This is a genomic window from Cryobacterium zhongshanensis, assembly GCF_022760445.1.
Lineage (GTDB): Bacteria > Actinomycetota > Actinomycetes > Actinomycetales > Microbacteriaceae > Cryobacterium > Cryobacterium algoricola.
This window is the reverse complement of the sequence record NZ_JALGAR010000003.1, coordinates 385,196-410,837: the sequence shown is the minus strand read 5'-3', so window position 1 is coordinate 410,837 and position 25,642 is coordinate 385,196. Positions and strand designations below refer to the sequence as shown.

The 25,642-nt window shown below is 68.2% G+C and carries 24 protein-coding genes and 1 tRNA gene; 13 read left to right on the top strand and 12 right to left on the bottom strand.

Annotated elements, in window-relative coordinates:
* Positions 1–51 precede the first annotated feature (51 nt).
* Positions 52–435 (bottom strand): SHOCT domain-containing protein, encoded by a 384-nt coding sequence (locus tag MQH31_RS13515; protein ID WP_243012465.1) that lies wholly within the window; start codon positions 433–435, stop codon positions 52–54.
* A gap of 302 nt (positions 436–737) precedes the next feature.
* Between MQH31_RS13515 and MQH31_RS13510 the strand changes: the two genes are divergently transcribed.
* Together MQH31_RS13510 and MQH31_RS13505 are read left to right on the top strand one after the other, a co-directional pair.
* The gene (locus MQH31_RS13510; RefSeq protein WP_243012464.1) at positions 738–1,184 is read left to right on the top strand and encodes a DUF6325 family protein; all 447 of its coding nucleotides are present in this window, start codon (positions 738–740) and stop codon (positions 1,182–1,184) included.
* Positions 1,185–1,276: 92 nt separating this feature from the next.
* The gene (locus MQH31_RS13505; RefSeq protein WP_243012463.1) at positions 1,277–1,546 is read left to right on the top strand and encodes an SHOCT domain-containing protein; all 270 of its coding nucleotides are present in this window, start codon (positions 1,277–1,279) and stop codon (positions 1,544–1,546) included.
* Between the two features lie 51 nt (positions 1,547–1,597).
* Here MQH31_RS13505 and MQH31_RS13500 read toward each other — a convergent pair whose 3' ends face one another.
* From MQH31_RS13500 to MQH31_RS13485, 4 genes are all read right to left on the bottom strand, one after another.
* Complete coding sequence (locus MQH31_RS13500) at positions 1,598–3,232, bottom strand: ABC transporter substrate-binding protein (protein WP_243012462.1); 1,635 nt, start codon at positions 3,230–3,232, stop codon at positions 1,598–1,600.
* Positions 3,233–3,309: 77 nt separating this feature from the next.
* Positions 3,310–5,061 carry a dipeptide ABC transporter ATP-binding protein gene (locus MQH31_RS13495; RefSeq protein WP_243012461.1) on the bottom strand — a complete coding sequence of 584 codons (1,752 nt, stop codon included), beginning with the start codon at positions 5,059–5,061 and terminating at the stop codon, positions 3,310–3,312.
* Positions 5,058–6,068 (bottom strand): ABC transporter permease, encoded by a 1,011-nt coding sequence (locus MQH31_RS13490; RefSeq protein ID WP_243012460.1) that lies wholly within the window; start codon positions 6,066–6,068, stop codon positions 5,058–5,060. Before MQH31_RS13490 ends, MQH31_RS13495 begins: the two co-directional genes overlap by 4 nt.
* Entirely contained in the window at positions 6,065–7,045 is a 981-nt protein-coding gene (locus tag MQH31_RS13485; RefSeq protein ID WP_243012459.1) for an ABC transporter permease, read from the bottom strand. The genes MQH31_RS13490 and MQH31_RS13485 overlap by 4 nt, the downstream gene beginning before the upstream one ends.
* Positions 7,046–7,264: 219 nt before the next feature.
* On the opposite strand from MQH31_RS13485, the gene MQH31_RS13480 reads away from it, so the two are divergent.
* Both MQH31_RS13480 and MQH31_RS13475 read left to right on the top strand, forming a co-directional pair.
* Positions 7,265–8,569 (top strand): LLM class flavin-dependent oxidoreductase, encoded by a 1,305-nt coding sequence (locus MQH31_RS13480; RefSeq protein ID WP_243012458.1) that lies wholly within the window; start codon positions 7,265–7,267, stop codon positions 8,567–8,569.
* The gene (locus tag MQH31_RS13475; RefSeq protein WP_243012457.1) at positions 8,569–9,966 is read left to right on the top strand and encodes an NtaA/DmoA family FMN-dependent monooxygenase; all 1,398 of its coding nucleotides are present in this window, start codon (positions 8,569–8,571) and stop codon (positions 9,964–9,966) included. Before MQH31_RS13480 ends, MQH31_RS13475 begins: the two co-directional genes overlap by 1 nt.
* Before the next feature lie 207 nt (positions 9,967–10,173).
* Here MQH31_RS13475 and MQH31_RS13470 read toward each other — a convergent pair whose 3' ends face one another.
* On the bottom strand, positions 10,174–10,734 hold the full coding sequence (locus MQH31_RS13470; RefSeq protein WP_243012456.1) for a cysteine hydrolase family protein: 561 nt from the start codon (positions 10,732–10,734) through the stop codon (positions 10,174–10,176).
* Positions 10,735–10,869: 135 nt separating this feature from the next.
* Between MQH31_RS13470 and MQH31_RS13465 the strand changes: the two genes are divergently transcribed.
* Positions 10,870–11,670 (top strand): alpha/beta fold hydrolase, encoded by an 801-nt coding sequence (locus MQH31_RS13465; protein WP_243012455.1) that lies wholly within the window; start codon positions 10,870–10,872, stop codon positions 11,668–11,670.
* On the opposite strand, the gene MQH31_RS13460 is transcribed toward MQH31_RS13465, so the two are convergent.
* The 5 genes from MQH31_RS13460 to MQH31_RS13440 form a co-directional block, all read right to left on the bottom strand.
* Positions 11,642–12,484, bottom strand: coding sequence for an alpha/beta fold hydrolase (locus MQH31_RS13460; protein ID WP_243012454.1), 843 nt, complete (start codon positions 12,482–12,484; stop codon positions 11,642–11,644). The two genes, MQH31_RS13465 and MQH31_RS13460, sit on opposite strands and share 29 nt — an antisense overlap.
* A 121-nt stretch (positions 12,485–12,605) precedes the next feature.
* Complete coding sequence (locus MQH31_RS13455) at positions 12,606–13,610, bottom strand: transporter substrate-binding domain-containing protein (RefSeq protein WP_134536275.1); 1,005 nt, start codon at positions 13,608–13,610, stop codon at positions 12,606–12,608.
* 77 nt (positions 13,611–13,687) lie between these two features.
* A complete protein-coding gene (locus MQH31_RS13450) occupies positions 13,688–14,497 on the bottom strand; it encodes an amino acid ABC transporter ATP-binding protein (RefSeq protein WP_243012453.1) in 810 nt (269 codons plus the stop codon).
* The gene (locus MQH31_RS13445; RefSeq protein ID WP_243012452.1) at positions 14,494–15,543 is read right to left on the bottom strand and encodes an amino acid ABC transporter permease; all 1,050 of its coding nucleotides are present in this window, start codon (positions 15,541–15,543) and stop codon (positions 14,494–14,496) included. The genes MQH31_RS13450 and MQH31_RS13445 overlap by 4 nt, the downstream gene beginning before the upstream one ends.
* A 4-nt stretch (positions 15,544–15,547) precedes the next feature.
* Positions 15,548–16,174, bottom strand: coding sequence for a GNAT family N-acetyltransferase (locus tag MQH31_RS13440; RefSeq protein WP_243012451.1), 627 nt, complete (start codon positions 16,172–16,174; stop codon positions 15,548–15,550).
* Positions 16,175–16,361: 187 nt separating this feature from the next.
* Here MQH31_RS13440 and MQH31_RS13435 point away from each other — a divergent pair, with 187 nt between their 5' ends.
* The 8 genes from MQH31_RS13435 (at position 16,362) to MQH31_RS13400 (ending at position 24,688) form a co-directional block, all read left to right on the top strand.
* The gene (locus MQH31_RS13435; protein ID WP_243012450.1) at positions 16,362–18,467 is read left to right on the top strand and encodes an FAD/NAD(P)-binding protein; all 2,106 of its coding nucleotides are present in this window, start codon (positions 16,362–16,364) and stop codon (positions 18,465–18,467) included.
* Positions 18,468–18,626: 159 nt separating this feature from the next.
* Positions 18,627–18,700, top strand: a tRNA-Met gene (locus MQH31_RS13430).
* Positions 18,701–18,833: 133 nt separating this feature from the next.
* The gene (locus tag MQH31_RS13425) at positions 18,834–20,291 is read left to right on the top strand and encodes an NtaA/DmoA family FMN-dependent monooxygenase (RefSeq protein WP_243012449.1); all 1,458 of its coding nucleotides are present in this window, start codon (positions 18,834–18,836) and stop codon (positions 20,289–20,291) included.
* Between the two features lie 9 nt (positions 20,292–20,300).
* A complete protein-coding gene (gene msuE, locus MQH31_RS13420) occupies positions 20,301–20,903 on the top strand; it encodes an FMN reductase (RefSeq protein WP_243012448.1) in 603 nt (200 codons plus the stop codon).
* 66 nt (positions 20,904–20,969) lie between these two features.
* Positions 20,970–22,037 carry an LLM class flavin-dependent oxidoreductase gene (locus tag MQH31_RS13415; protein WP_243012447.1) on the top strand — a complete coding sequence of 356 codons (1,068 nt, stop codon included), beginning with the start codon at positions 20,970–20,972 and terminating at the stop codon, positions 22,035–22,037.
* A gap of 155 nt (positions 22,038–22,192) precedes the next feature.
* Positions 22,193–22,723 (top strand): hypothetical protein, encoded by a 531-nt coding sequence (locus tag MQH31_RS13410; protein ID WP_243012446.1) that lies wholly within the window; start codon positions 22,193–22,195, stop codon positions 22,721–22,723.
* A 14-nt stretch (positions 22,724–22,737) separates the two neighbouring features.
* Positions 22,738–23,268, top strand: coding sequence for a PadR family transcriptional regulator (locus tag MQH31_RS13405; protein ID WP_134536300.1), 531 nt, complete (start codon positions 22,738–22,740; stop codon positions 23,266–23,268).
* Complete coding sequence (locus tag MQH31_RS13400; RefSeq protein WP_243012445.1) at positions 23,258–24,688, top strand: DHA2 family efflux MFS transporter permease subunit; 1,431 nt, start codon at positions 23,258–23,260, stop codon at positions 24,686–24,688. The genes MQH31_RS13405 and MQH31_RS13400 overlap by 11 nt, the downstream gene beginning before the upstream one ends.
* A gap of 118 nt (positions 24,689–24,806) precedes the next feature.
* Here the strand turns inward: MQH31_RS13400 and MQH31_RS13395 are convergent, their stop codons facing one another.
* Entirely contained in the window at positions 24,807–25,592 is a 786-nt protein-coding gene (locus MQH31_RS13395) for an SDR family NAD(P)-dependent oxidoreductase (protein WP_243012444.1), read from the bottom strand.
* Positions 25,593–25,642: the final 50 nt, after the last annotated feature.

Sequence of the window (25,642 nt, the reverse complement as noted above, 5' to 3'; positions counted from 1 at the left end):
AGGAGCCGCCGTCTCCCATCCCGAAAGCGCCGTTCGACAGGACATTGTGCGTTACTTGAGCGCCTTCGCCTTGAGCGCCTCGAACTCGGCCGCCGTGATCGAGCCGCTGTCGAGGAGTTCTTTCGCTTTCGCGATCTCGGCCGAGGGGCTCGCGGAGGACGCGACGGACCTGACGTAATCGTCTGTGTACGCCTGAACCTGCTGTGCCCGTTCCTCCTGACGCCTGGCCATGTCCGGGCCCCGCGCGATCAGGTAGACCAGGGCGGTCAGGAACGGAACGAAGATGAGGAAGATCAGCCAGACCGCCTTGGCCCCGCCATTGAGTGTGTGGTCCCGGAAGATGTCCGCGACGATCGAGAACAACACCATGAGATAGGCGATGAACGCGAAACTCCAGAAGAAGAACCAGACGATATCCCAGAAATTCGCAAACATGAGATTCTCCTTGCCTCAGGTGCTCTTCTGTGTTCTTGCGGTGTCAGGACAGGTGGATCAGAGGAGGGCGAACCGAGCACACTATCCGCTCCAGGGCCGGGCGAACTCGCCGGCAGCCCGACCATAGCGCGACCGGAGTTTGCCGGAAAGGGCCGTTTCGCCGGGAGTAGTTCACGTCTGGCGCGGCCGGGCAGGCCAGGCCGCCGGGCACCTTGATGCCCGCACCGAACCGGATTAGTGTCCCCACTGTTCTGATAGAGCGTTGCGGCGACGAGGTCGTGACGACGAGCGAAGGAGACACCGTGCTTGGCCCAATCGAAGTGCTCGTGGTTGCGTTCCCGGGAAACAAATTCAACGGACAGATAGTTCCAGCGCTTTCCGATCTCGTCGACGCGAACACGATCAGCATCATCGATGCGCTGCTCGTCTCGAAGGATGAAACCGGCGAAGTCAGCCTCGTGGAGTTCGACGAACTCGGCGTGACCGAGGATGCGGCCGTGTCGGCCCTCGCCGCTCTCTTCGAGGGAGTCGACGGACTCCTCTCGGACGACGACGTCGACGAGTTGTCTGCCGACCTCGAGAACAACAGCTCGGCGGCAATCCTCGTCTTCGAGCACACCTGGTTCAAGCCGTTGCGTGACGCGATCGTTGACTCCGGAGGAGTCCTGCTCGAAGACGTGCACGTGCCGGATTCGGTCGTCGACGAGGTGCTCCTGGCGATGGACGCGCCCGGGGCAGACACCGACTGACAGCCACGCACCAGGACTCGGAACAGGACTCGGAACACGATGAAAGGAAGACGATGATGCGTCGAGGTGGCCGACCCGGCCTGATGGGGACAATGGCACGGACCGCCGTGATCGCAGGCACGGCTACCGCGGTCTCCGGCAACGTCAGCCGGCGCCAGCAGGCCCAGGCCCAATCCGCAGCGGGCCAGCAGGCCGCTCAGCAGCAGGCGCAGCAGGCGCAGTACGCACCGCCACCGCCACCTGCGGCCGCGGAGGACGACAGCCTGTCTGCCCAAATCGAACGACTCGCGACCCTCAAGACCGCCGGTGTGATCAGTGAGGCCGAGTTCTCTGCGGCCAAGGCCAAGCTCCTCGGCATCTAGGCCGGGAGCAGCCGGTGGGGCCCGAGTCCCTCGGACCCCGCCGGCACGGCACTAGTTCGTCGCCGACTTCCACGCCGCGGTCAGCTGGTCGAGCCGGGAGTCCGCACCGAGCGAGACCCCGTTGACGGTCGGCTGCTCGGCAATGATCGACGTGAGTTCGTGCACGGGGATCTGGTAGTACTGCTCGGCGATGCGCTTCTGGATGTCCGCAAGGACGGTATTCCGGGCAGTGGCATCACCGGAGGCGAGCTGCTTCTGGAGCAGGGCCTCGAGGGTCGGATCGCTGATCCGGAGGGTGTTGCTGGCCGCGCTCGAGAAGGTCGTGCGCAGGACGTCGCCGTCGGCCCGGGAGAGGTTCTGCCAGGAGATGTCGAAATCACCGCTCTTCTGTCGTTCGAGGAAGGACGGCACGTCGCCGCCCTGAAGGGTGATCTCGATGCCGACCTTCTTGAGCTGCTGCTGGAGCAGTTCCAGGGAGGTCTGGTTGGGTCCGAAGTTGGTGATCCAGTTGACGACGAGCGAGAGCCTGGTCCCGTCCTTGGCGCGGATGCCGTCTGCTCCCGCCTTCCAACCGGCGGCGTCGAGCAGGCTGCTTGCCTTCGCGGTGTCGAAAGCGAAGTAGCTGGATTCGTCGGCCCAGCCGGGCGTGGTCTTCGCGAGGATGCTCGTGCCAACGGCGAATGTGTCGTTGAGCGCGGTATCGCGGATCTCTGCCGCGTTCGTTGCGTGGGCGATCGCCTCGCGCACGGCGATGTCGCTCACGATCGGCCGGGATACGTTGAAGTACTCGCCGAAGCTCACGCCCGGGTTGCCGCGGTCGATGAGCGGGAATCCGCTCGCGGCGATCGAGTCGACGTCGACCGGCTGCACTCCGCCGATGACATCCACCTGGCCGGAGGTCAGGCTGCCGGTGCGTACGGCAGGTTCCGGCACGACCTGGAAGGTGACCGTGTCGAGGTACGCCTCGCCGGTGGCGCCGGGAGCTTCGGGGCTCCAGGCGTAGCCGGTGCGCTTGGCGAGTTTCGTGGCGACGTTCTTCGTGTAGCTCGCGAGCACGAACGGACCCGTGCCGACGACGGCCTTTCCGGTAGCCCGGTCGTCGTACGGGGTCGCGATCGTCGACGCGCCGACGATCCCGAGGGCGACGGACGCCGTCGAGTTCGGGAACGCGGCGTTCGGTGTGGAGAAGTCCACCTCGACCGTGTGCGCATCGACGGCGAGCGTCTGCCGGTAGCCGACGAAGGAGCTGACGGCCTGGCTCTTGGGGCCCGCAGCGACGATGTCGTCGAAGGTCGCCTTCACTGCAGCCGCGGTGAGCGGGGTGCCGTCGGAGAACGTGACGCCATCGCGGAGCACGAAGGTGAACGCCGTCGCGTCGGCGTTGGCGGTCCAGCTCGTGGCGAGCCAGGGTTCGAGCTCGTTCGTCTTCGGGTTCTGATACAGGAGTGAGTCGACAAGCTGACGGGTGACATACAGGGTGTCGTTGCCCGAACCCGTCCCCGAGGGGTTGAGCGAGATCGGGTCGTTCGCGATCGAGAAGGTCAGGTCTCCGCCGACAACGGGTGTCGCGGCGGTGGGGCTGGCTGTGGTGGCGGACTGTCCGTTCGCCGAGCAGGCGCTGAGCGCGATGCCGACGAAGACGGCCGTGCCGATGAGGGCGGTGCGCCCCCAGGGTCGGGTACTCATGGTGTGGTGTTCTCCTGGCTGTGAGAGATGGGTGTTCGGTCGGACGGAAAGGATTGAGTGGAAGAAAGCAGCGCGGGTCACCCGGGCTGGACCACGGGAGCCCCGGCCCCGGGGATCGCGTCGAGCAGTGCACGGGTGTACTCGTGCTGCGGGTCGGCGAAGACCGTGCCGACGTCGCCGACTTCGACGAGCTCGCCGAGGCGCATCACGCCCACTCGATGGGCGATCTGACGCACCACGGCGAGGTCGTGCGAGATGAACAGGTAGCTCAGGCCGAGCGAGTCCTGCAGGCTCGCGAGGAGGCCGAGGATCTGGGCCTGGATGGAGACGTCGAGTGCGGAGACGGGTTCGTCGAGCACGAGGAGTTCGGGGTTGAGGGCGAGGGCACGGGCGATCGCGACGCGTTGCCGCTGCCCGCCGGACAGTTCCGCCGGCCGGCGATCGAGCACGGAGGAGGGCAGCGCCACGACGTCGACGAGTTCCGCCGCACGCGTGCGCCGTTCCGTCCGGTCGCCGAGCCCGTACGCCACGAGGGGGTCGCTGATGATGGCACGGATGCTCAGCCGCGGATTCAGCGACGCGTACGGGTTCTGGTGCACGACCTGGATCCTCCGGCGCAGGTCCCGCAGTTCGCGGCCCCGGGCATCCGTCACGTCCCGCCCGTCGAAGAGCACCCGCCCGCTCGTGACGTCGTCGAGGCGGAGCGCCAACCGCGCGGTCGTCGTCTTCCCTGAACCGGATTCGCCGACGAGGGCGAACGTCTGGCCACGGGGTACCGCGAAGCTCACGTTCGCGACCGCATGGGCGACACCACCGCCGTGCGGGAGCGCGAAGTCCTTCACCAGGTTCTCTGCGACGAGCACGGTGCTCGCGGGGGACTCGTCCGTGGCTCCGGCGGGGTCGGTGGCGAGTGGACCCTTCGACCGGTCCCGCACGGTGAACGGGTCCCCTGCGCGGCCGCCGAAGACCCGCACCCGGGTCTCCTTCGGGAGCCGGTCGAGCACCCGGTCGACGTCTCCGAGGGCGTTGAGACTCGGCGCCGCCCGGATCAGGGCCTGCGTGTACGGGTGCTTCGGCGCACCGAGCACCTCGGCGGTCGTGCCCTCCTCGACGATCACACCCTGGTTCATCACGATGATCCGGTCGGCCCGGTCGGCTGCGATGCCGAGGTCGTGGGTGATCAGGAGGACGCTCGTGCCTGTCTCCGCGGCGAGCTCGTCGATGTGGTCGAGGATCTGCCGCTGGATGGTGACGTCGAGGGCGCTCGTCGGCTCATCCGCGATGATCAGCTCGGGCCCGGCGATGATCGCGATCGCGATGAGCACCCGTTGGCGCATGCCCCCGGAGAGCTCGTGCGGGAACTGCCGGGTGTGCAGCTCCGGGTCGGGCAGTCCTGCCCGGCGGAGCGCCTCGACGGCGGCCGCCGCTGCCGTGCGCCGATCGGCGAGGCCGTGGATCACGAGCACCTCGGCGACCTGCGCGCCGATCCGGGTGACCGGGTTGAGCGAAACCGTCGGGTCCTGCGGCACGAGCCCGATGCGTCGGCCGCGTATGGCGCGCAGCTCGCCACGGCTCGCGTGGACGAGGTCGATGCCGCCGAAGCGGATGCTGCCGCGCGCGATCCGGGCGGCGGGTGCGAGCAACTGCACGACGGCGTGGGCCGTTGTCGACTTTCCAGAGCCGGATTCTCCGACGATGGCGACCTTCTCGCCGCGCTCGATCCGGAGGCTCACGGTGCGGACGGCGTCGACGACACCCGTGGGCGTTCGGTACTGCACGGCGAGGTCCTCGATCACGAGGACCGGTTCTTGTGGAGTCTGCGGGGTCATCGGACGCGCCGTCCTTCGGAGTCGAGTGCCCGGGAGAGCGCGTTGGCGGAGAGCACGGTGAGTGCGATCACGACGCCGGGCAGGGTGGTGAGCCACCAGGCGGTGGTGAGGAAGTTGCGGCCGGTGGCAATGAGCGACCCCCACTCCGGTGCGGGCGGCTGGGCGCCGTACCCGAGGAAGCTGAGGGCCGACACGGCGAGGATCGCCGTTCCGAATTCGAGGGCGGCGAGCACGAGCACCGGGCCGGCGGAGTTCGGCAGCACGTGCCGGACCAGCACGCGGGACCAGCGGTTGCCGGAGGCGAAGGCCGCCTCGATGTAGACGGCGTTCCGCACCCGGATCACTTCGGAACGCATGATCCGGGAAACCGTCGCGACGCTGCCGAGGCCGACCGCGATCGCGACATTCACGGTGCCGAAGCCGAGGACGGTGATGAGGGCGAGGGAGAGCAGCAGGCTCGGAATCGCGAGCAGCACGTCCGCGATGCGCATCACGACGTCGTCGACCCAGCGCCCTACGAAGCCGGCGAGCAGCCCGAGCACGGACCCGACGGCGAGGCCGATCCCGACCGCGATCAGGGCGGCCTGGAGGGTGAGCGCACTGCCGAAGACGACCCGGGTGAAGAGGTCGCGACCGAGCTGGTCTGTGCCGAACCAGTGTGCCGGGGACGGCCCGGTGAGCTTCTCGGAGGGAACGCCGACGAGTGGATCCTGGCTCGTGAAGAGACCCGGTGCGACAGTGGACACCAGGACGAGCACAATCCACACCGCGGCGAGGGCGGTCCCCGGATGCTGCACCCCGGTGGCGAGGAGGCGCCTGACCCGTCCGGTGCGACCGTCGGCGGCCGTGGGCGCCGACGGCTTTTCGACGATCGATCCGGCTTCCCGGCTCGCCGCAGCATCCGCGAACCGGTCGGCCGACGTCGTCGCGAAGGTGTCGTCGTGCGCGGTACCCCGGCCGGTCGATGCGCGTGCGGACTCTGCAGCGAGCGCGGTTGTGTCGGTCATCGGGAGGCTCCGGCCGTTGCGGCCACGCGTACGCGGGGCAGACGCCGCTTGCGGATGACGATTCTCGGATCGAGCAGGGGGTAGACGAGGTCGACGAGCAGGTTGGTCACGACGAAGACGGCGGCGGCGAAGAGCACAATGCCCTGCACCACGGGGATGTCCTGCTGGGCGACGGCCGTGGCCGTGACCCGGCCGAGACCGGGCCTCGAGAACACGGTCTCGGTGACCACTGTCCCGGAGAGCAGCTGCCCGACGATGAGGCCCGTGACGGTCAACGCCGGCAGGGCGGCGTTCCGGAGGGCATGGCGGAGGTGAACCCGACCGGGCCCGGCTCCCTTGGCCCAGGCCGTGTCGATATAGGGTTCGCGGAGCGTCGTCACGAGGCTCTTGGAGAGCAGCTGGGCGATCGTCGCACCGGTGGGCAGGGCGAGGGTGATCGCCGGCAGCACGACGGATGCGAAACTCTGGTTTCCCACGGCGGGGAACAACGGGATCCCGAAGGAGAACCACTGGATCAGCAACAGGGCGAACCAGAAGCCGGGAACGGCGACGCCGATCGGCGGCAGCGCCAGCAGGAGCTGGCCGAGTCCGCGATGCCGGGTGAAGGTCGCGGCGAGGGCGAGCCCGCCGCCGACGATCACGGCGAGGAGCAGGCCGAGGGCGGCGATCTGCAGCGTGGACGGGATGGCCTCGCCGATGAGCTCGGCGACCGGTCGTCCCGTCGGAAGGGACGTGCCGAGGTCGCCGCGCAACAGGGCGCCAAGGTGCTCGACATACTGGACGACGAGCGGCTTGTCGAGTCCGAACTGGGCGCGGAGGGTATCCAGCTGGGCTGCGGTCACGTCGGTCGCGTCTGGGCCGGCGAGGAGCCGGGCAGGGTCACCCGGCAGGGCGTAGAGCACCAGGAAGGAGACGGTATACGCCGCCCAGAGCACGCCGATCGCCTGCAGCAGGCGTAGTGCGATGTAGCGGGACACGTCGGTGGCTCCTTGTCGATCGGTGGGTCCGGCCGCTCTGGGCCGGACGGGAAATCACAGATTAGGCAGCTATTCCCGTCGTCCCTCTCGTTTGTTACCGCAGATTTCGCCCGTGACCTCGTGTTACTTTCCGGTGTCCTGAGGGAGCGACCTCGTGCATAGCGTGGGTGTCCGCGCGGACGTTCGCGCAGAAGAAACGCAGACGAAAGGATCTTCTCGATGACATCGCCGCTCTACTTGGGAATCGCCCTCGACGGTGCCGGCTGGCACCCGTCGGCCTGGCGCGAGCCGGACGCCCGCCCCGCAGACCTGTTCCATCTCGACTACTGGGTCGCTCTTGTGCGGGCCGCGGAGGCGGCCGGCATCGACCTGGTCACGATCGAGGATTCCTTCGGCCTGCAGAGCACCGGCTTCGGCGGGATCGACCCCCGCCGCGACGAGGTGCGCGGCCGGCTCGACGCGCTCCTTCTCGCCACCGCCATCGCGCCGCACACGAGCACGATCGGTCTCATCCCGACGATCACCACGACGCACACCGAACCATTCCACGTGGCGACGGGCGTGCAGACCCTCGACTTCGTGAGCGACGGCCGGGCGGGCTGGCGCGTGCAGGTCTCCGGGCGCGCCCATGAGGCGGCGCATGTCGGCCGCCGCACTCTGCCGGCCCTCGATCCCGCCCTCGTCGCCCGGGGCACCGATCCCGCGCAGACTGCCCTGCTCGAGGACCTCTTCGGCGAAGCACGCGAGGCCGTCGAGGTCGCCCGCCGGCTCTGGGACAGCTGGGAGGACGACGCCGTGATCCGCGATGTGGAGACGGGCCGATTCGTCGACCGCGACAAGCTGCACTACATCGACTTCGTGGGCGACCGGTTCACCGTCAAGGGGCCGTCGATCACCCCGCGACCGCCGCAGGGCCAGCCGCTCGTCTACGCGCTCGCCCACCAAAAGGTGCCGTACGAACTCGCCGTGGCCGGGGCAGACATCGTCGGAATCACCCCGCACGACGACGCGCACCTCGTGGCCATCCTCGGGCAGCTCGACACGGCGGCCCAGGACGTGTCGCGCGGGACGGACGAACCGCTGCGGGTCTGGACCGAGATCTCAGTTCTGATCGGAGAGACGGCGGATGCCGCCCGCGCGACCCTCGACCGGCTCAATGCCACCCACGGGGAGCCCTGGACCTCCGACACGGTCATCCTCGCCGACACCGCTGAGGCCGTCGCCGCCCAGCTCCTGCACTGGCACTCACTCGGCATCGACGGAATCAGGCTACGGCCGGCGCGGCTGCCGGACGATCTCACCGCGATCACCGAGCGCGTCGTTCCGCTGCTGCGTGCAGCCGGCGTCCTCGACCGTCCGATCGGGGCGGCGACCCTCCGCGCCCGACTCGGATTCGGCCGCCCGGAGAGCCGCTATGCGAGCCCTACCGCTCCCGCGGCCCGCGGCACCGCCGCGGCAGACAGTGAAGCCGACCCCGCCGCAGACTCCACCGTAGAGCTCGACCTGACCGGAAGCATCCGCTGATGACCACGACCGCCAGTACGACCGTCCACCCGATCGCCCAGCCGACCGCCCGGGACGCCGCAGGGCGCCCGCTCCGGCAGGTCCACCTTGCCGCGCACTTCCCGGGGGTCAACAACACCTCGGTCTGGAGCGACGGCAAAGCCGAGAGCCAGATCGCCTTCTCCTCCTTCCGGCACTTCGCTCAGAACGCCGAGCGCGGCAAGTTCGACTTCCTCTTCCTCGCCGAGGGGCTCAGGCTGCGGGAGCAGAAGGGGCTCATCCACGACCTCGACGTCGTCGGGCGGCCCAACACCCTCGCGATCCTGGCCGGGATCGCCGCCGTGACCGAGCACATCGGACTCGTCGGAACCCTCAGCTCGACCTTCAACGAACCGTACGAACTCGCCCGGCAGCTCGCGAGCCTCGACCTGCTGAGTGGTGGGCGGGCCGGGTGGAACATCGTCACCACCTCGGACGCCTTCCACGGCGAGAACTTCCGCCGCGGTGCCTTCCTCGACCCGAAGGACCGCTACGTGCGCGCCGAGGAGTTCGTCGCGGTCGCCCGCGCGCTGTGGGACGGCTGGGCGCCCGGCGCCCCCGCCGCGAACAAGAAGACGGGGGAGTTCCTCTCCGCCGACGCGCTCACGGCGGTCGACCACCACGGTGCGCAGTTCGACGTGAGCGGGTTCGGCACCCTGCCGCGCAGCCCGCAGGGCCACCCCGTGATCGTGCAGGCCGGAGACTCGGCAGACGGCCGTGACTTCGCGTCGGCGAACGCGGAAGTGATCTTCTCCCTGCATTCCGAATTCGAGGACGGGCAGCGGTTCTTCCGCGACGTGAAGGGCCGTCTGCCGGCCGTGGGCCGCCACCCCGATTCGCTCAAGATCCTGCCGGCCGCGACCTTCATCCTCGGCGACACCGCAGCCGAGGCGCGGGAACGCTCCCGCGAAGTCGCGCTCCTGCAGGTCAGCCCCCAGACCGCGATCTCGTTCCTCGAGCAGCTCTGGGGCACCGACCTGGGCGGCTACGACCCCGATGGACCGCTGCCGGAGATCGACCCCGTCCTCGCCGACAAGGGCGTCACCCGTGGACGGGTGCGCCATGTCGTCGACCCGGTTGCGGTGGCGAAGACCTGGCGCGGGATCGCGGAAGCCGAGGGGCTCAGTATTCGTGACCTGGTCATCCGCTTCGCCGCGAAGCACACCTTTGTCGGCACCCCGGTGCAGGTCGCCGAGCAGATCAACCGGCACGTGCAGGAGGAAGCGTCGGACGGCTTCGTCATCGTGGGCCACACGAATCCGACGGGACTCGACGAGTTCGTCGACCGGGTCATCCCCGAACTGCAGGAGCGCGGCGTCTACCGCACCGAGTACGAACCCGGTGCGACCCTGCGTGACACCCTGGGCCTCACGCCGTAGCCCCAGGAGATTCGAGCAGTTCTGGTGTCGAATTCAGGAGATCCCTGCCGCCGGGTGGGATCGGCCGCACTGGTCCGCGGACCGGTGTCGCTCACCCGGGCCGATCTCCTGAATTCGGCACCACAGAACCGACACCGCGCGCACCAGGTCCTCACCGGAACGTCAACACGCGATCCAACACGGCGCCGCGACCGGGCGCTTCCGCCGCTAGCGAGCCGGGAGCAGCTCGAGGTCGAGGTCGGCCGCCGCGAGCACGTCGGCACCGGCATCGCGGAGGGCGGCCATGAAGGCGGCGTGCACGGATGCCCCGGGAACCTCGGTGCCCTCGAACTCGAAGGAGGGGGCTGCGCAGGCGTTGTGCACGACGGTGACGGCGAAGTCGAGATCGAGGGCGGCCCTGGTGGTCGCATCGATGCACATGCTGCTCATCATGCCCATGATAACGAGATGGTCGATATCCTCGTCGCGCAGCAGCTCCTCGAGGCCGGTGTCTATAAAAGCGTTGGCTGAGCCCTTGGTGAACTGGCGCTCCGAGGCAACCGGCGCTACCAGGGGATGGATTTCGACTCCCACGGTGCCGGGGACGAAGAACGTCGCATCCGCTTCGGTGGCGACGTGCTGGAAGTGCACGACGGGCGTGCCGATCTCACGCGCCGAGTCGAGGACGCTCCGGGCGACGACAGCAGCGGGTTCGCTGCCGGTGAGGGGGTACGCACCCCCGGGGAAGTAGTCCTTCTGGATATCAATGACGACAATTCCAGTGTTCACAGCTGCTCCGCTTCGTTTCCTGTGCCGAATTCCTCACACGACTCTAATTGTTACGGGCCGGATTTGTTCCGTTGCGACGCTGCCGTATTCTCGGCTCCATCCTTCCCGTCTCCTTTCCGATCCTGTCAGGACACCGTGACGCCCATATTTCCCGGAATCTCCGTCGAACTGCCCGTGCTGACCTGGGGCGACCCTGCTGCCGCGAAGAGCGCACTGCTGCTGCACGGGCTCACTTCCGCAGGCGCGGTCTGGTGGCGGGTGGCGAGCGGACTCGCCGCGGAAGGCTGGTTCGTGGTCGCCCCCGATCAGCGTGGCCACGGCCGGGCCCCGCGTACGACGTCGTATCCGCTCGAGGGGTTCGTCGCCGACGCGTTGCGGCTCCGCCCGGCGCCAGGGGAGACCTGGGACCTGGTCATCGGGCACTCGCTCGGTGGCGCCGTCGCGCTCCTCGCCGCGGCGGGCACTGACGAGTGGACCCGAAGCGTGCTCGTACTCGACCCACCGCTCACCCTCGGACCGGATTCGGTCGCGCCGCTCCTCGCCGAGACGATCGCGGAGATCACCGACCCGAGCGCGTCAAAGATCCTGGACCAGAACCCGGGCTGGCACGCAGAGGACGCGCACCAGAAGGCAGAAGCAGCCCGGCTGATCAGTCCGTTCACTGTGGAGCGCGTGCTGGGCGATACCAGCCCGTGGGATCTCGAACCGCACCTCGACGATGTCAGGGTGCCGGTCCGGCTGCTCGGTGCGGACCCCGCCTCCGGCAGTGCGTCGGTGCTTCCCGACCAGGGCGAGCGTCTTGCCGCCCGGCACGCGAACCTCAGCTACGCCTTCGTCCCAGGCGCAGGGCATTCCATCCACCGGGACTCGGCCGATCGGGTGATAGCCGAGGCCCTGCAGGCCGCGATCACGGGCGCGCGGATAACCAGTCCATGACCGCGGGACACGCCTCGAGCACGGAAATGTGACCGTCGTCCGGGCGCAGCCAGAGCTCCGCCCGGGGAAGGCGCCGGCTCAGCCAGTCGCCGTGGGACGGCGGGACCACTCGGTCTCTGCGGCCCTGGACGACGAGGACCGGAACGTCGATCTCGGCGACGGGGAAGCCCCACGGGGCCACGAACGCGAGATCGTCGTCGATCAGGCCGTCCGGTCCGGCCGCCGAAGCCAGGCCGACGTCGGCGCCCAGGGCCGCCCACGGGCCGGCGAGGGCGTTGTAGTCCGCCTCGATGAAGCTGTCGGGATCGAATTCGACTGTCTCCTCGTAGGCCGTGCGTTCCGCCCGACCGAGCTGCGCCGCGCGGAGGGACGCTCCGTCCGTGGCCATGCCGGCGAACCAGTCGAAGCCGTCGGCGTCGAGCGGGGCCAGACTCGCGAGGCAGCCGACCGCCGAGACCCGTTCCGGCAGCAGGGCGGCGCAGGCGAGCGCGTGCGGGCCGCCGCCGGACGCACCCATCACGGCGAATCGGCCGATGCCGAGAGCGTCGGCGAGCTGTTCGACGTCGGCGGCCGCTGCGGCCACGTCACGACCCGGCAGGCCAGACGAGCCGCCGTAGCCGGGCCGCCCATACGAGAGGAGACGGATGCCGCGAGCGGCCGCCGCGGATAGCAACGGCTTGAGCAGGGCTCCCGTCTGGGGCGAACCGTGTTGCCAGAGCACGGTGAAGGCCGAGTCCAGTTCGTGGTCGGCGGCACTGTCGTGGACGCGCAGAGTGCGACCGTCGCGAAGGTGCAGGTCCTGAATGAACACCATGGAGACATCCTAGGCAGCGGGCCGGACAGGGAGCCAGGGCGGGAAACCGGACGAGCCGGGCCGGGAGACCTCTCTCTCCTGGCCCGGCTCATCCGGTCAGTGAATGGTGGCTACGCTCTCGCTACTCGCGCGGGAGTCCTGCCGGGTTCACGAGCGACTCGGTGACGCCCTCCGAGGTGAGGCCCCATCGAGCGAGAACGTCGCCGTACTGGCCGCCCGCGATCGCCTTGTTGAGCACGATGCTGACGCCCTCGATGAGACCGTTGCCCTTCTTGGTGCCCGCCGCGATGTTCGCGTGCGCCGGGTAGCCGCCGTTGAAGGTTCCGACGAGCTTGCTCTCGCCGTTCTGGGCCGCGGCATACGCAGCGGTCGCGTTCGGTCCGAAGTTCGCATCGGCGCGCCCGGATTGCAGGGCCAGGTTCGCTGCAGCCGTGTCGTCGAAGTACTGGTACTCGACGGCGGCGAGGCCCTTGGCGATGTTCTCCTTGTCCCAGGCCTGGAGGATCTTCTCCTGGTTGGTCCCGGAGCCGACGATGACCTTGAGGCCGGCGACGTCCTTGGCCTCCTTGATCGACGAGATCTTCGAGTCGCTCTTCACGTAGAACCCAAGAAGGTCCTCGCGGTAGCTCGCGAAGTCGTAGAGGTCCTTGCGGGCCTCGGTCACCGTGACGTTCGACGTGATCAGGTCGTACTTGCCGGACTGGATGCCGAGGGGCCAGTCCGCCCACGCGGCCGGCTGCAGGTTGAGCTCGAGGCCGAGGCCGTCGGCGATGAGCTGGGCGATGTCGGTCTCGTTGCCGATCAGGGTCGTGTCATCGGTCGCGAACAGGCCCAGGGGAGCGACGTAGGGGCTGACTACGACGGTGAGCTTGCCTGCCTCGATCGGGGTGAAGCCGCTCTTCTTGATGGCGGCGATGGCTTCGGGCACCTTGTCGAGACGGATCCGGTCCTGCTTCGGGCCGAGGTTGAACGTCACCGCCGCTGCGGATGCAGTGGGAGCTGCGCCTGCGGCCTGGGCCGAGCTGTTGCCTGTGCCGGCCAGGACGGCCGCGGTGATGCCGCCTGCGACGAGTGCAACGGCGGCGATGCCTCCGATGATGACCGCGGTTTTCTTCTTAATTGCCATTGTGTGCCTCTATTTCTGTGAGTGTCTGCTTGTGAATGCTGCTGTGCAGGGTGGGGTGGTGAATGGCCCGGAACGCGCTAGAGCACGCGACCCAGGAACTCTCGGGTGCGCGGATGCTTCGGCGAACCGAAGACCCGCTCGGGGGGACCGACCTCGAGGATGTGCCCGGCATCGATGAACACGATCCGGTCGGCGACCTCACGGGCGAATCCGATCTCGTGGGTCACGATGATGAGAGTTGTGCCGAGTTTGGCCAGGTCCCGGATCACGTCGAGGACCTCGCCGACGAGCTCGGGATCGAGCGCCGACGTCGGTTCGTCGAAGAGCAGCACCTTGGGCTGCAGGGCCAGGGCCCGCGCGATCGCGACGCGCTGCTGCTGGCCACCGGAGAGCTGGCGGGGATAGGCGTCGGGCTTGTCGGCGAGGCCCACCTTGGCGAGGAGTCCGAGGGCGAGTTCGCGGGCATCCGCTTTGCCCAGCCGCCCGAGAGCGACGGGAGCGACGGCGATATTCTCCGCGGCCGTGAGGTGCGGGAACAGGTTGAAATTCTGGAAGACGACGCCGACATTCGTGCGTCGCTTCAGGATTTCGCGTTCCTTGAGTTCGAAGAGCCGGTCACCGCGCTGTTCGTAGCCGATCAGCTCGCCGTCCACGGTGACCCAGCCCCGGTCGACGCTCTCGAGGTGGTTGATCGTGCGGAGCAGGGTTGACTTGCCGGACCCGGACGGGCCGAGGATCGCGACGACCTCCCCTGGCTGCACGGTCAGATTCACGTCGTGCAGCACGTCGTGGCCGGCGTAGCTCTTGGAGACCCCGCGAATTTCGACGAGGCCGCGGGTTGTCGGTGTGGTCACCGTGTCGGACGCGTGGGTTGCTGCGATGCTCATGATCCGTTTCCGCCGATCCGGGTTGTCGCTGCTTCGGACGGTTCCGGTGCTGCGGGTTTCTCGTCGAGCCGCGCCCATTGGGTCTTCACCCAGGCGCGTGCCGCCTGGATGGGCGTCGGCGGGACCACTCGGAGGGCGCCTCTGGCGAAGTGGCGTTCCACATAGAACTGGGCGATGCTCAGCACGGTGGTGAAGATGATGTACCAGACCACGGAGACCAGGAGCAGGGGGATCACCTGCTGGTTGCGGTTGTAGATCACCTGGGTGACGTAGAAGAGTTCGCCGAGGGCGATGACCGACACGATCGAGGTGCCCTTGATCAGGCCGATGATCTCGTTGAACGCGTTCGGGAGAATCGCCCGGGCGGCCTGAGGCAGGATGATCCGCAGCACCCGAACGTGCCGGGGGAGTCCGAGTGCGGCAGCGGCCTCGAGTTGGCCCTGGTCGACCGAGAGGATGCCGCCGCGAATGATCTCGGCGGAGTACGCCGCTTGATTGAGCGAAAGTCCGAGCACCGCGGCAGCGAACTGGCTGACCAGCGTGACGGTGTCGAAGCTCCAGAAATAGTTGTCGGTGAACGGGACGCCGAGTCCGAGGCGCGGGTAGAGGTAACCGAGGTTGTACCAGACCAGCAGCTGCACGAGCAGGGGGACCGAGCGGAAGAACCAGATGAACGACCAGGACACGCTGTTCAGGATCGGCGATTTCGACAGCCGGGCGAGGGCCAGGAGCGTGCCGAGAAGGAACCCGATCGTTCCGGCCACGACCGTGAGGCCCAGTGTCAGCTGGATGCCCTTCAGGATCGCCGGGGCGAAGAAATAGGTCGCGAAGACCGGCCAGCCGTACTTGTCGTTTGTCGCAAGGCTCCAGAGGAACTGCAGCACGACGAAGAGCACGAGGGCGCCGAAGATCCAGCGCACGTAGTGGCGGGTGTGCACGACGGTGAAGGCGGCGAAGTCGGGTGAGTCGCGGTTCACGACCTGAGAGGTGGCTGACGAGTCCTCGGTCGGCGCCGCCGACCCGTATTCCTGCACGATATCCGTCATGGTCTCAGTCGCTCTCGGGGATCAGCGCGGCAAAGCGCGGGTTGTCGGAGTGCTCACGGCGGATGGCCGAGTAGTGCGCGGCGGTGATGCCGGCAACGTCGAGTTCCTGGGCGTCGAGGCTTTTTGCGAAGGCATGGATCACGACCTCGTCAGGGGTGAGCGCGGTGTCGAAGAGCGGCGTGTAGCCCGTGACGAGGTAGAGGTTCTTCGCTTCGGGTTGGCGCGGGCCCGTCGTCAGGAACACCCGGTCGTACCCGCGCCTGGCGGACTCTGCTTCGAGTTCGGCGACGACGAGACGGGCAAGACCCTGGCGGCGGTGGGTCGCGGCGGTCCAGATGCGCTTGAGCTCTGCGGTGCGTTCGTCGAACCGTTTGAATGCGCCCCCCGCGATCGGGATGCCGTCCCGCACCAGAACGACGAAAGCACCGTCCGGTGCCGCGAAGGCATCGACCGGGTACCGGGAGATCTCGGTGGAGGCGCTTTCGCCGAAGTACGAGCCGTAGCGTGAGTGGTACTCGGCGGCGAGGTCCGTGAGCAGCGGCTGGGCGAGGGGGTCGTCGGCGGCGACGTAGACGAAGGTGTCCTGCGCTGTGGTGGTGACGGTGGTTGTGCCTGCGAATTCGATGGCCACGGGGTACCTGCCTTTCTCGTGGGTAGCGGTGGGAGCGGTGGGGAGCGAGGAACCGGTCGACCCCGCTGGAGTTGAAACCTAAGGGGGTCTCCGAACCGGTGCCAACGCATCCGCTTCACATTTCGTCACCTCGTCATGGCGCGACACATTGGGCGGGAATTCTCGCCACCGAGACGACTCTTGTGTCATGAGCGACACCACAGGCATCCACAACACCCCGGCCATCGCGATCATCGGCGGCGGTCCCCGGGGATCCGGCGTGCTCGAACGCCTCGCGGCAAACCTCGACGAGACCTGGGGACGGGACAGGCCCCTGGTCGTCCATGTGATCGATCCGTTCCCGCCGGGAGCCGGCCGGATCTGGCGGCACGACCAGTCCCCGCTGCTCAAACTGAATTCCCTCGCCGAGGACGTCACGATGTTCACCGACGAGACGTCGGTCATCGAGGGGCCGGTTCTCCCCGGGCCGTCCCTGATCGAGTGGGCAGCGGGGGTCAGGGCCGGAACGATCGCGATTCCCGCGGTCGACGGTGCCGAAGATGACGGTGCCAGCGGGATCGATGCGGTCCTCGCCGCTGAGATCGCCGGCCTCACCGGTGCAAGCTTTCCCACCCGTCGCCTGCAGAGCCTCTATCTCGCCTGGTTCCACCAGGAGGCCGTGGCCGCACTCGGGCCGAACGTGACGGTCGAGGCCCACCGGGCCGCCGCCATCCGGGTCGACGACTCCGAAGACCCTGCCGGCCAGGTCGTCGTGCTCTCGACGGGGGTCACGCTCAACGTCGACCTCGTGCTCTACTCCCTCGGCCACAACGGCGCAGACCCGAGCCCCGAGCACTCGGCGCTCGCCGAATTCGCCCGCCGTCACGACCGCTACTACCTGCCGCCCGCCTTCACAGCGGATGCCGATACGAGCGCCCTCGAGCCCGGCGAACGGGTCATCGTGCGCGGCTTCGGCCTTGCGGCAGTCGACCTCACCGTGCTCCTCACGGAGGGCAGGGGCGGCCGGTTCACCCGGTTGCCCGACGGGCGGCTGCACTACGCGCCGTCCGGGCTCGAACCCCGGGTGCTGATCGGGTCGCGCCGGGGAGTGCCGTATCACTCCAAGATCAGCTCGACCCTCGTCGGGGAGCCACCGGTTCCGCGGTTCTTCACGCCCGACATCGCCGCCGCCCTCGACAGGGACAGCGCGAGTCTCGACTTCACGAGGGATGTCTGGCCGTTGATCGCCCAGGAAATGGTCTGGGGGTACTACCGGGAGCTGTTCACCGGGCACCCCGACCGGGTGTCCACGTCGTGGGCGGACTTCTCCGACCGTTTCGCCGCGCTCGACCCGCGGGCGCTGCCCGTCGCGGCCGCCCGGCCGGAACGGTCGGGGGAACGTGCGGCGAGTCATCCGCTCACCGACTGGGGTGCCGACACGCTCCTCATCGAGCGGGATGCGGCACGATTCCGTGCCCTCGTCGAGACGACCGTCACCGACCCGATCGACCGGCTGTTCCTGCCCGACTTCGACCGTCCGCTCGACGGGCTCCGGTTCGAGTCTGCCGCCGAGCTCCAGGATGCCCTGCGCGACTACATCCGCCGCGACCTGGCGCTCCGCACCGCGCCGGAGCACAGCGCGACCTTCGCCCTGTTCATCGCCCTGCTCCGGAGCCTCTTCGCGCTCTCGGACATCATCGATTCGCCGAAATGGAGTGCGCAGTCGCGGGTGCGGGACATTCACGGCTGGTGGCTCGGCTACTTCAGCTTCGTGGCGAGCGGCCCGCCCGGCCACCGGCTCGAGGAACTCCTCGCACTCTCCGAGGCAGGCATCGTTGAATTCCTCGGCGGAGACCTCTGGGTTGAGCCCGACGAGACGACCGGCGTCTTCCGGGCCGGGAGCGCGAATCTGGACCGGGTGGTCACGGCGACCGCGCTCGTCGACGCCCGGCTTCCGGACACTGTGGTCTCCGCGAGCGACAACCCGCTGCTCAGGTCGCTCCTCGACTCCGGTGCCGGTTTCGAAGAACAGGCGACGGATGCCGACTTCACCGGAAGCACGGGACACCTCGCGGTGCGCCAGGCCGACACTCGCGTGCTGACCCCCGGCGGCGACCACCACCCGCGGCGCTTCGCCATCGGGCCGTACACGAACTCGCCGTTCGTCGGCGCGTTCTCCCGCCCGCGCACGAACGCGATCTCCTTCCGGGAGAACGACAAGGTCGCCAGGGCGCTCCTGGTCCGCCTCGACAGCCTCGTGGGCGAGCCGGGGCGCACATGGCTGCCGGCGGACCTGGCCGGGAGCACCCGGTGATCCGGGATGCGATCCGGGCCCTGTGGGCATTCCTGGCGAGCTGCCCGGTGCCGGGCGACGAAACTCTGCTTGCGACCGCGCCGTCCGCAGTGCTGCACCTCGTCGACGACAGCGCTGGTCGCCCCGGCAGAAGGGACACACTCACCACCTGAATTGCACCGCGGCGTGCCCGAGAGGACGAAGGGACCGGTTTCATATTCCGGTAGTCGCAGGTTCGAATCCTGCCGTCGCGTCACGACCCGCCGAAGCTATGCGCTGGAGCGGGATAACGCCAGCGATCAAGCATTCTTTACGAGATGTTTCCGTGCGCGACGGGATATGTCGGTCGGGGCCCCGGCCCGAATCGACCCGGCCTAGCGTCGACCCATGACGAATCACACCTCCCCGGCGTCCGACGCCGACTGGTCGGAGCGCGACGGCCACCTCGTGCTCGGTGCGATGGTGCGCACCCTGGGTTCCTTCCCGTCCGGGTGGCGCTACCCCGGCGCGCACAACGACCCATCGACCGATCCCCGTGCGCTCAAGCGCCTCGCGCTCGCCGCGGAGAAGGCCGGCTTCGATTACCTGTTCCTCGGTGACTGGCTCGCGACGGATCCCGAGCTCGAGTTCTCCGATCCGCACCTGCTCTCGCGCATCGACTCGCTGAGCACCGCGGCCTACCTGGCCGCGATCACGCGCCGGATCGGTCTGGTCGGAACCGTGGAGACCGCCCACTCTGAGCCGTACGCGACGGCCAGGGCCGCTGCATCGGTCGACCGGCTCAGCGGAGGGCGCTTCGGGCTGAACCTCACCGTCGGGGCCGATGCGAAGGTCGAGGCGAATTTCGGGCCGCCCGGGGCTCGCGCCCAGCTCGACCGCTTCGAGGTGGCCGACGAGTACGTCACCGTACTCCGCGGACTCTGGGACACCTGGGGCGAAGACGCGTTCACGAGGAACGTGGCGACCGCGGCCATCATCGACCGGTCCAGGGTCACGCCTCTCGACCACGTCGGGCCGGCCTTCGAGGTGGCCGGTCCGCTCAACGTGCAACGACCCGTTCAGGGTCATGTCCCGCTTGTCCACGCCGGCACCTCGCGTCGCGCCCAGCAGTTCGCGGCCGAGCAGGCCGACATCTACGTGGTCGCGCCGACGAGTCTGGGCGACGCCGCCGAGTTCTACCACGACACCAAGGCGAGGGTTGAGGCGGCCGGCCGTCCGGCATCCGCCCTGACCATCGTCGCCCTCGTGCTCCCGATCGTCGGCGAGACGCGAGCGGATGCCTGGGCCGTCTACGACCGACTCGTCGAGCTGTTCCCCGTCGACGACGGCACCCCGGAAGCGGCGAAACTCGACCTGCCCGGCAACCGGAACATCCGGCACCTGCGCCAGGTCATCGGACTACCCCTCGTCGAGAGACGCTTCGACGAAGCCGTCACCCCCGGCACAGCGAGCCGGTTCACCGCGGCGGGCGCCCGCCTCGTCGACGTGGTCACCCGCCGCTCTGGACGCACGATCGGCGGCAAGCGGCCGGTCACCTACCGGCACCTCCTCGTCGCCCACCTGATCAGATCCCCGATCGTCGTCGGGTCGCCCACCGACATCGCCGATCACCTCGAAACCTGGTTCCGGGCGAGCGCCGTGGACGGCTTCAACGTTCTGAACGCGTTCCTGCACGAACAGTTCGAGACCTTCGCCCGTCTCGTCGTGCCAGAACTCCACAGCCGCGGGCTCGTCAGGGACGACTACGGGGCCACCACGCTCCGTGGCCACCTCGGCTCTCCCCGCCCGCCCGCCCCATTGCCCGCCCTCGCTGCCGCGATCGCCCCCACCACCCGCACCGACTGAAGGACAACCATGACCGAATCACACCTGACCGAGACACCGGCCGAGACCCCGACCAGGCCCCTCCGCGTCGTCGCCGTGTCCGGCAGCCTGCACGCGCCCTCGAAGACGACGGTCCTCCTCAAGGAAATCCTCGCCTCCGTCAGCCGTGAACTCCCTATCGACGCGCATCTCATCGGCGTGCACGAGATCGGCGAGCAGTTCGCCGGTGCGTTGCGACGTGACCAGCTCCCCGCAACGATCGAGGCCGAACTCGACCGGATCGAAAGCGCCGACCTGCTCATCGTGGCGAGTCCGGTCTACCGGGCCTCCTTCACCGGACTGTTCAAGCACCTCTTCGACTTCGTCGACCAGTACACCCTCGTCGACAAGCCGGTGCTGCTCGCGGCCACCGGGGGCAGCGACCGCCACGCCCTGATCATCGAACACCAACTTCGTCCGCTGTTCGGATTCTTCCAGGCGCTCACCCTCCCGATCGGCGTCTACGCGAAGGACTCTGACTTCACCGACTACCGGGTCTCGAGCCTCGACCTGCAGGAGCGCATCGATCTCGCGGTCACACGCGCCCTGCCGTTGATTCGCAGTCGGCGGGAGAGCCTCGAAGCGGCTCTGTGACGTCGCTTTACCTTTCATGACCTGCTCAATTCCCGCACCGTGTTGCCGGACGCTAGATTTCCGGACATGACCTCCCCAGCCTCAGTTCCAGCATCAGCGCCCACGCCATCCCCGTTCCGTCTCGGCTTCCTCGCCTTCGTCGAACACGGCGGTGTCTCCGGCGCCACGTCCCAGGGCCTTCAGGACGGTATCGACCTGTTCCGGCACGCCGACGAGCTCGGCTTCGACACCGGGTGGGTGCGGCACCGGCACCTCGAGAAGTACCTCTCCTCACCCCTGACCTTCCTCTCTGTCGTCGCCCAGCACACCGAGGGAATTCGGCTCGGCACTTCCGTGACCCCGTTGCGGTTCGAGAACCCGGTGCGACTGGCCGAGGAGGCGGCCACGGCCGACCTTCTCACCGGTGGCCGCCTCGAGGTCGGCCTGAGCTCCGGCTACGCCCAGTCGGAGGGCATTTTCGGCCCTGTCTACGGTGCCATCACCGGCTCGCTCAGAGAAGAAGCGGATGCCCGACTCGCCTCCTTTCGATCGGCCCTCCGCGGTGACACCCTCGCCGTCGCCGACGCGAGCTTCCCCGCCTTCCCCGCCGGCACACCGCTCACCGCCCAGCCGCTGAGCCCGACCCTCTCCGACCGCCTCTACTACGGAGCAGGCGCGACACCGAGCGCCGTTCGCACCGGCCGCCAGGGCCTCCGCCTGCAGCTCTCGACGCTCAACACGGAACCGAGCGACCTTTCCTTCGAGGAGGCCCAGCTGGAGTCGATCACCGCGTACCGTGCCGCTCATGCATCGGTCACCGAGCGGCCGTCCTACGCACTCGTCGGGCGTCAGGTTCTCCCCATTCTCGGCAGGGACGATGCCGAGGAATTCGCCTGGCTGATCGAGCGTGACGAGGAGAGGCAGCGCGACTATGGCACCTCTCGTGCCGCTCTGCCGTTCCAGTTCGGCAGGGTGCCTTCCGGTGACCCCGACGCCATCATCGAGGCCCTCCTCGCCGACGTCGCTTTCCGGGGTTCCGACGAGCTCGTGATCGCCCTTCCGTTCGACCACCCGCCGGCGGGGCTGCACCGCATCCTCACGGCCGTTGCGGAGCGCATCGCCCCTGCGCTCGGTTGGACGCCCCGCTCGGACTGAGCGCGTCGAACGCTGCCTCGATGGAGCGCCGGGCATGCAGGTCCGGGCGGCAGTGTCAAGCCCCTGTCGCAGCCGATGACAGTACGTATGTTGGAAAGACGCACACTGACGTGCGCGCGAATCCCGCGGTTCGCGAGCTCAGCAAGGACAGCGCCATGACCACACTCCACCCCACTCATCTTCCGCAGCGCGGGCAGCAGCCGGGAGCCGACGGTCGTTCGGCGCTGCTCCTCGCCGATGCTCTGCGATTCGCAAAGAATGCGTGTGCAGGCAGGCACGACGAGTCGGGGGAGGCGGCCATCGAGCATCCGCTGCGCGTCATGGCCACACTCCACGGTGACGACGAGAAGGTCGTCGCCCTCTTGCACGACACCTGTGCGGCGTCGGGCACTGGGCTGGTCGGCCTCGCCGGACTACGCGGCTTCGTGCCCAACCGGCTGTTGATGGCCGTCACGGCGCTCGGGCACGGTTTCGAGGAAGCGGATGACGTCTGCTTCCGGTTCCTGCTGGCCGACCCGATCGCGCTCGCGGTGAAGCTCGCCTGCATCGGCGACCTCACCGACCCGGTGCGGCTCGCCGGACTCGACCCGTTCACCCGGCGGCGGCGCGAAACCGCGGCCACGACCGCCGCGCGCGGACTCGGGACGACCGTGGCCGCGATCCGGATTTCGTTCACTATGACATAGGTCATAATGGACGGATGATCTTCGACATCATCGTCCTGAGTGCCCTGCGCTCAAGCCCCGCCCACGGCTACGAACTGAAACGCCGCGTGCAGCGGCCGAGCTTCGCGGCGCTGAGCAATAACTCGCTCTACCCGGCTCTGCATCGCTTCGAGAAGTCGGGGGCCGTCACGCACGCCGTCACCGCTCAGGACGGACGTCCCTCCCGCAAGGTCTATACGATCACCGAGCTCGGGCGCGGCCTGTTCCACGACCTCATCTCGACCCTGCCTGCCGCTCTCGCGGGCAACGAAGAGGAATTCCTGATCCGGCTCGGCTTCTTCGACGAGGTGTCCTCGGGGGACCGCGCCGCCATCCTGGCAGCGCGCGCGGCGGCCCTTGACGAGAAGATCGCGCAGGTCGGCGCCCTCGTCGAGACCCGGCCGGAGCGGGACGGAACGGACTGGCCGAGCGTGAGCATGGAACACCTGTTGTCGACACTGCACCATGAGCGGGACTGGGTCACCGGCCTGATGAATGACGAAGAAATCACCGTCCATGTCGACTGAAACCGCCCCGCATTCCGCTGCCGGCCCCGATCGGGCCCGCCTCGGCGCCGTCGCCCGGTACGGTCTCCTGGTCGGGCCGCTCCTCAGCATGATCGACTCGAGCATCGTCAACGTCGCCGTTCCGGACATCGGCCGGGAACTCAACGCGCCGCTTGACGAGGTGCAGTGGGTCGTCAGCGGGTACCTGCTGGCCCTGGGCGTCGCCCTCGCGGTCACGGCGTACGCGGCCAAGCGATTCGGCACCATGCGGGTCTACACGATCAGCATGATCCTCTTCGTACTCGTTTCCGCGGCGTGCGCCGTCGCGCCGGACATCGGCTCCCTCATCGCCTTCCGGGCCGTGCAGGGCTTCGTCGGAGCGCCGCTCGTGCCGCTTGCTCTCAGCATCCTTCTCGGCAAGGACGGCATCGGCGGCGGCAAGATCCCGATCTCCGCCGCGCTTACGCTCTTCCTCGCGCCCGCGCTCGGGCCGACCCTCGGCGGCCTCCTGATCGGTGCAGGCGGGTGGCGCTGGATCTTCCTGGTCAACGTGCCGGTCGGCATCGTCGGTCTGCTCCTCCTGCTGCGGGTGCCCAAGCACCTGGGCGCCCCGGCGAACGCCTCGATCCGGTTCGACCCTGTCGGTTTCACCCTGCTCGCCGCCGGCCTCACCGGCGCGCTCTTCGGCGCGACCGAGGGTTCCGCGCAGGGCTGGGACGAAGCGATCTCGTACTTGCCGCTCGGAATCGGGATCGTCTTGTTGGTGCTCTACGCCTTTTGGGCGCTGCACCGCCCGAACCCGGCGGTCAATGTGCAGATGTTCCGGCACCGGAACTCCGCCATCGCCCTCGTCCTGCAGGTGCTCTGTTCCGTGGTCGCCTTCGGCACCGTGTTCCTCCTGCCCGTCTTCACGCAGTCCGTGCAGGGGTACTCTGCCATCGCGACGGGACTCGCCCTCCTTCCTCAGGGCATCATCATGGGCGTCGGCACCTATGCGGGTCAGAAGCTCTCCGGGCGAGTGTCGCTCCGGGTGCTCGTCGTGTCCGGATTCCTGATCCTCGCGGGGTCAAGCGTGTTCCTGCTCTTCCTCGAGCAGGGCACACCGCTCTGGGTGACCGCGCTGATCCTGTCCGGGCGCGCCGTTGCGATCGGCTTCGTGACGACGCCGTTGCTCATCGCAATGCTCGCACCGCTCCGTGAGGACGAACTGGCCGACGGCAACACCCTGTTCAACATCACCCAGAGGCTCGGTGGGTCGATCGGCGTGAGCATCCTCGGGTCGATCGTGGCCGGGGGAGCGACCCTCGAAGCGACCATCGACGCTTTCCATTTCGTGGGAGCCATCCTGATCGGGCTCGCTCTGATCGGGGCGGGCCTGGCTCTCTGGCTGGCCCGGGGTGGGGACGCGCCCGTGCCGCTGGTCAGCACCGTCGCCGAATAAACTCGCCGAACAACTGCACCTCGAGAACGCCGAGGGGACGCCGATCTGCTACGGGGTGCGTGACCCGAGGGTCGACCTGCACGCGCTCGCTGCGGCGTTCCGCTCACCGCTTTCCGACTCACGCCCCCGAGCCACCGTCGACGGGGATGATTGCACCGGTGACCATCGCGGCGCGGTCGCTCAGCAACCAGGCGGCTACCTCGGCGACTTCGCGGGGTTCGGCCATGCGTCCGATGGGAATTGACGCCGTCAGCCGGTCGATGATGCCGGGAGTTGCCGCCTCCCAGGCTGCCATCATCTCTGTGGAGGTACCTCCGGGAGTGATGCCGTTGACCCGAATCCCCTGGGAAGCCCAGGTGACGGCCGCTGTCTCTGTGATGCTGTTCAACGCTCGTTTCATCGCACCGTACGCCGGGAGGGCAGGATTCGCTCGACGGCTGCCGATGCTCGAGGTGTTCACGATCGCACCTCCTCCACCTTTGCGCATGAGAGCAGCCTCACTGGTCATCGCGGTCCAGTGAGAACGAAAGTTCACGGCGAACTGCTCGTCGATATCCTCGTCGCTGGTGGTGTCCAACGGACCGGGCTCGCGCTGACCAGTAGCACCATTGTTGAACGCACCGTCCAGGCGTCCGTGCAGGACCTCGACGCGATCGATGGCAGAGCGGATGCTTCGGGGGTCGGCAAGGTCGAGAGCGAGTGCGTCGGCCGACCCTCCGGATGCGCATATCTCGGAGACAATGCTCTCGAGAGCAGCGAGCGTGCGGGCGGCCAGGACAACCGTGGCGCCCTCGCGGGAGAACAGGCGTGCCGCGGCGGCACCAATGCCGCGGCTTGCACCGGTTATCAAGACCACCTTCCGTGTGAGCAGGCCGATGGGCGGATTATCAAGAGTGTTGGTCATGTGACCATTGTGGAGCGGCCATGGTTCGCGAAACAGGCACAAATGGTACT

Coding starts and splice junctions, on each gene's coding strand:
- MQH31_RS13505 (WP_243012463.1), top strand. CDS start 1,277: ATGGCACGGACCGCCGTGATCGCAGGCACGGCTACCGCGGTCTCCGGC.
- MQH31_RS13400 (WP_243012445.1), top strand. CDS start 23,258: ATGTCGACTGAAACCGCCCCGCATTCCGCTGCCGGCCCCGATCGGGCC.
- MQH31_RS13435 (WP_243012450.1), top strand. CDS start 16,362: ATGAGCGACACCACAGGCATCCACAACACCCCGGCCATCGCGATCATC.
- MQH31_RS13410 (WP_243012446.1), top strand. CDS start 22,193: ATGACCACACTCCACCCCACTCATCTTCCGCAGCGCGGGCAGCAGCCG.
- MQH31_RS13455 (WP_134536275.1), bottom strand. CDS start 13,610: ATGGCAATTAAGAAGAAAACCGCGGTCATCATCGGAGGCATCGCCGCC.
- MQH31_RS13460 (WP_243012454.1), bottom strand. CDS start 12,484: ATGGTGTTCATTCAGGACCTGCACCTTCGCGACGGTCGCACTCTGCGC.
- MQH31_RS13500 (WP_243012462.1), bottom strand. CDS start 3,232: ATGAGTACCCGACCCTGGGGGCGCACCGCCCTCATCGGCACGGCCGTC.
- MQH31_RS13395 (WP_243012444.1), bottom strand. CDS start 25,592: ATGACCAACACTCTTGATAATCCGCCCATCGGCCTGCTCACACGGAAG.
- MQH31_RS13415 (WP_243012447.1), top strand. CDS start 20,970: ATGACCTCCCCAGCCTCAGTTCCAGCATCAGCGCCCACGCCATCCCCG.
- MQH31_RS13515 (WP_243012465.1), bottom strand. CDS start 435: ATGTTTGCGAATTTCTGGGATATCGTCTGGTTCTTCTTCTGGAGTTTC.
- MQH31_RS13425 (WP_243012449.1), top strand. CDS start 18,834: ATGACGAATCACACCTCCCCGGCGTCCGACGCCGACTGGTCGGAGCGC.
- MQH31_RS13450 (WP_243012453.1), bottom strand. CDS start 14,497: ATGAGCATCGCAGCAACCCACGCGTCCGACACGGTGACCACACCGACA.
- MQH31_RS13495 (WP_243012461.1), bottom strand. CDS start 5,061: ATGACCCCGCAGACTCCACAAGAACCGGTCCTCGTGATCGAGGACCTC.
- msuE (WP_243012448.1), top strand. CDS start 20,301: ATGACCGAATCACACCTGACCGAGACACCGGCCGAGACCCCGACCAGG.
- MQH31_RS13490 (WP_243012460.1), bottom strand. CDS start 6,068: ATGACCGACACAACCGCGCTCGCTGCAGAGTCCGCACGCGCATCGACC.
- MQH31_RS13480 (WP_243012458.1), top strand. CDS start 7,265: ATGACATCGCCGCTCTACTTGGGAATCGCCCTCGACGGTGCCGGCTGG.
- MQH31_RS13405 (WP_134536300.1), top strand. CDS start 22,738: ATGATCTTCGACATCATCGTCCTGAGTGCCCTGCGCTCAAGCCCCGCC.
- MQH31_RS13475 (WP_243012457.1), top strand. CDS start 8,569: ATGACCACGACCGCCAGTACGACCGTCCACCCGATCGCCCAGCCGACC.
- MQH31_RS13445 (WP_243012452.1), bottom strand. CDS start 15,543: ATGACGGATATCGTGCAGGAATACGGGTCGGCGGCGCCGACCGAGGAC.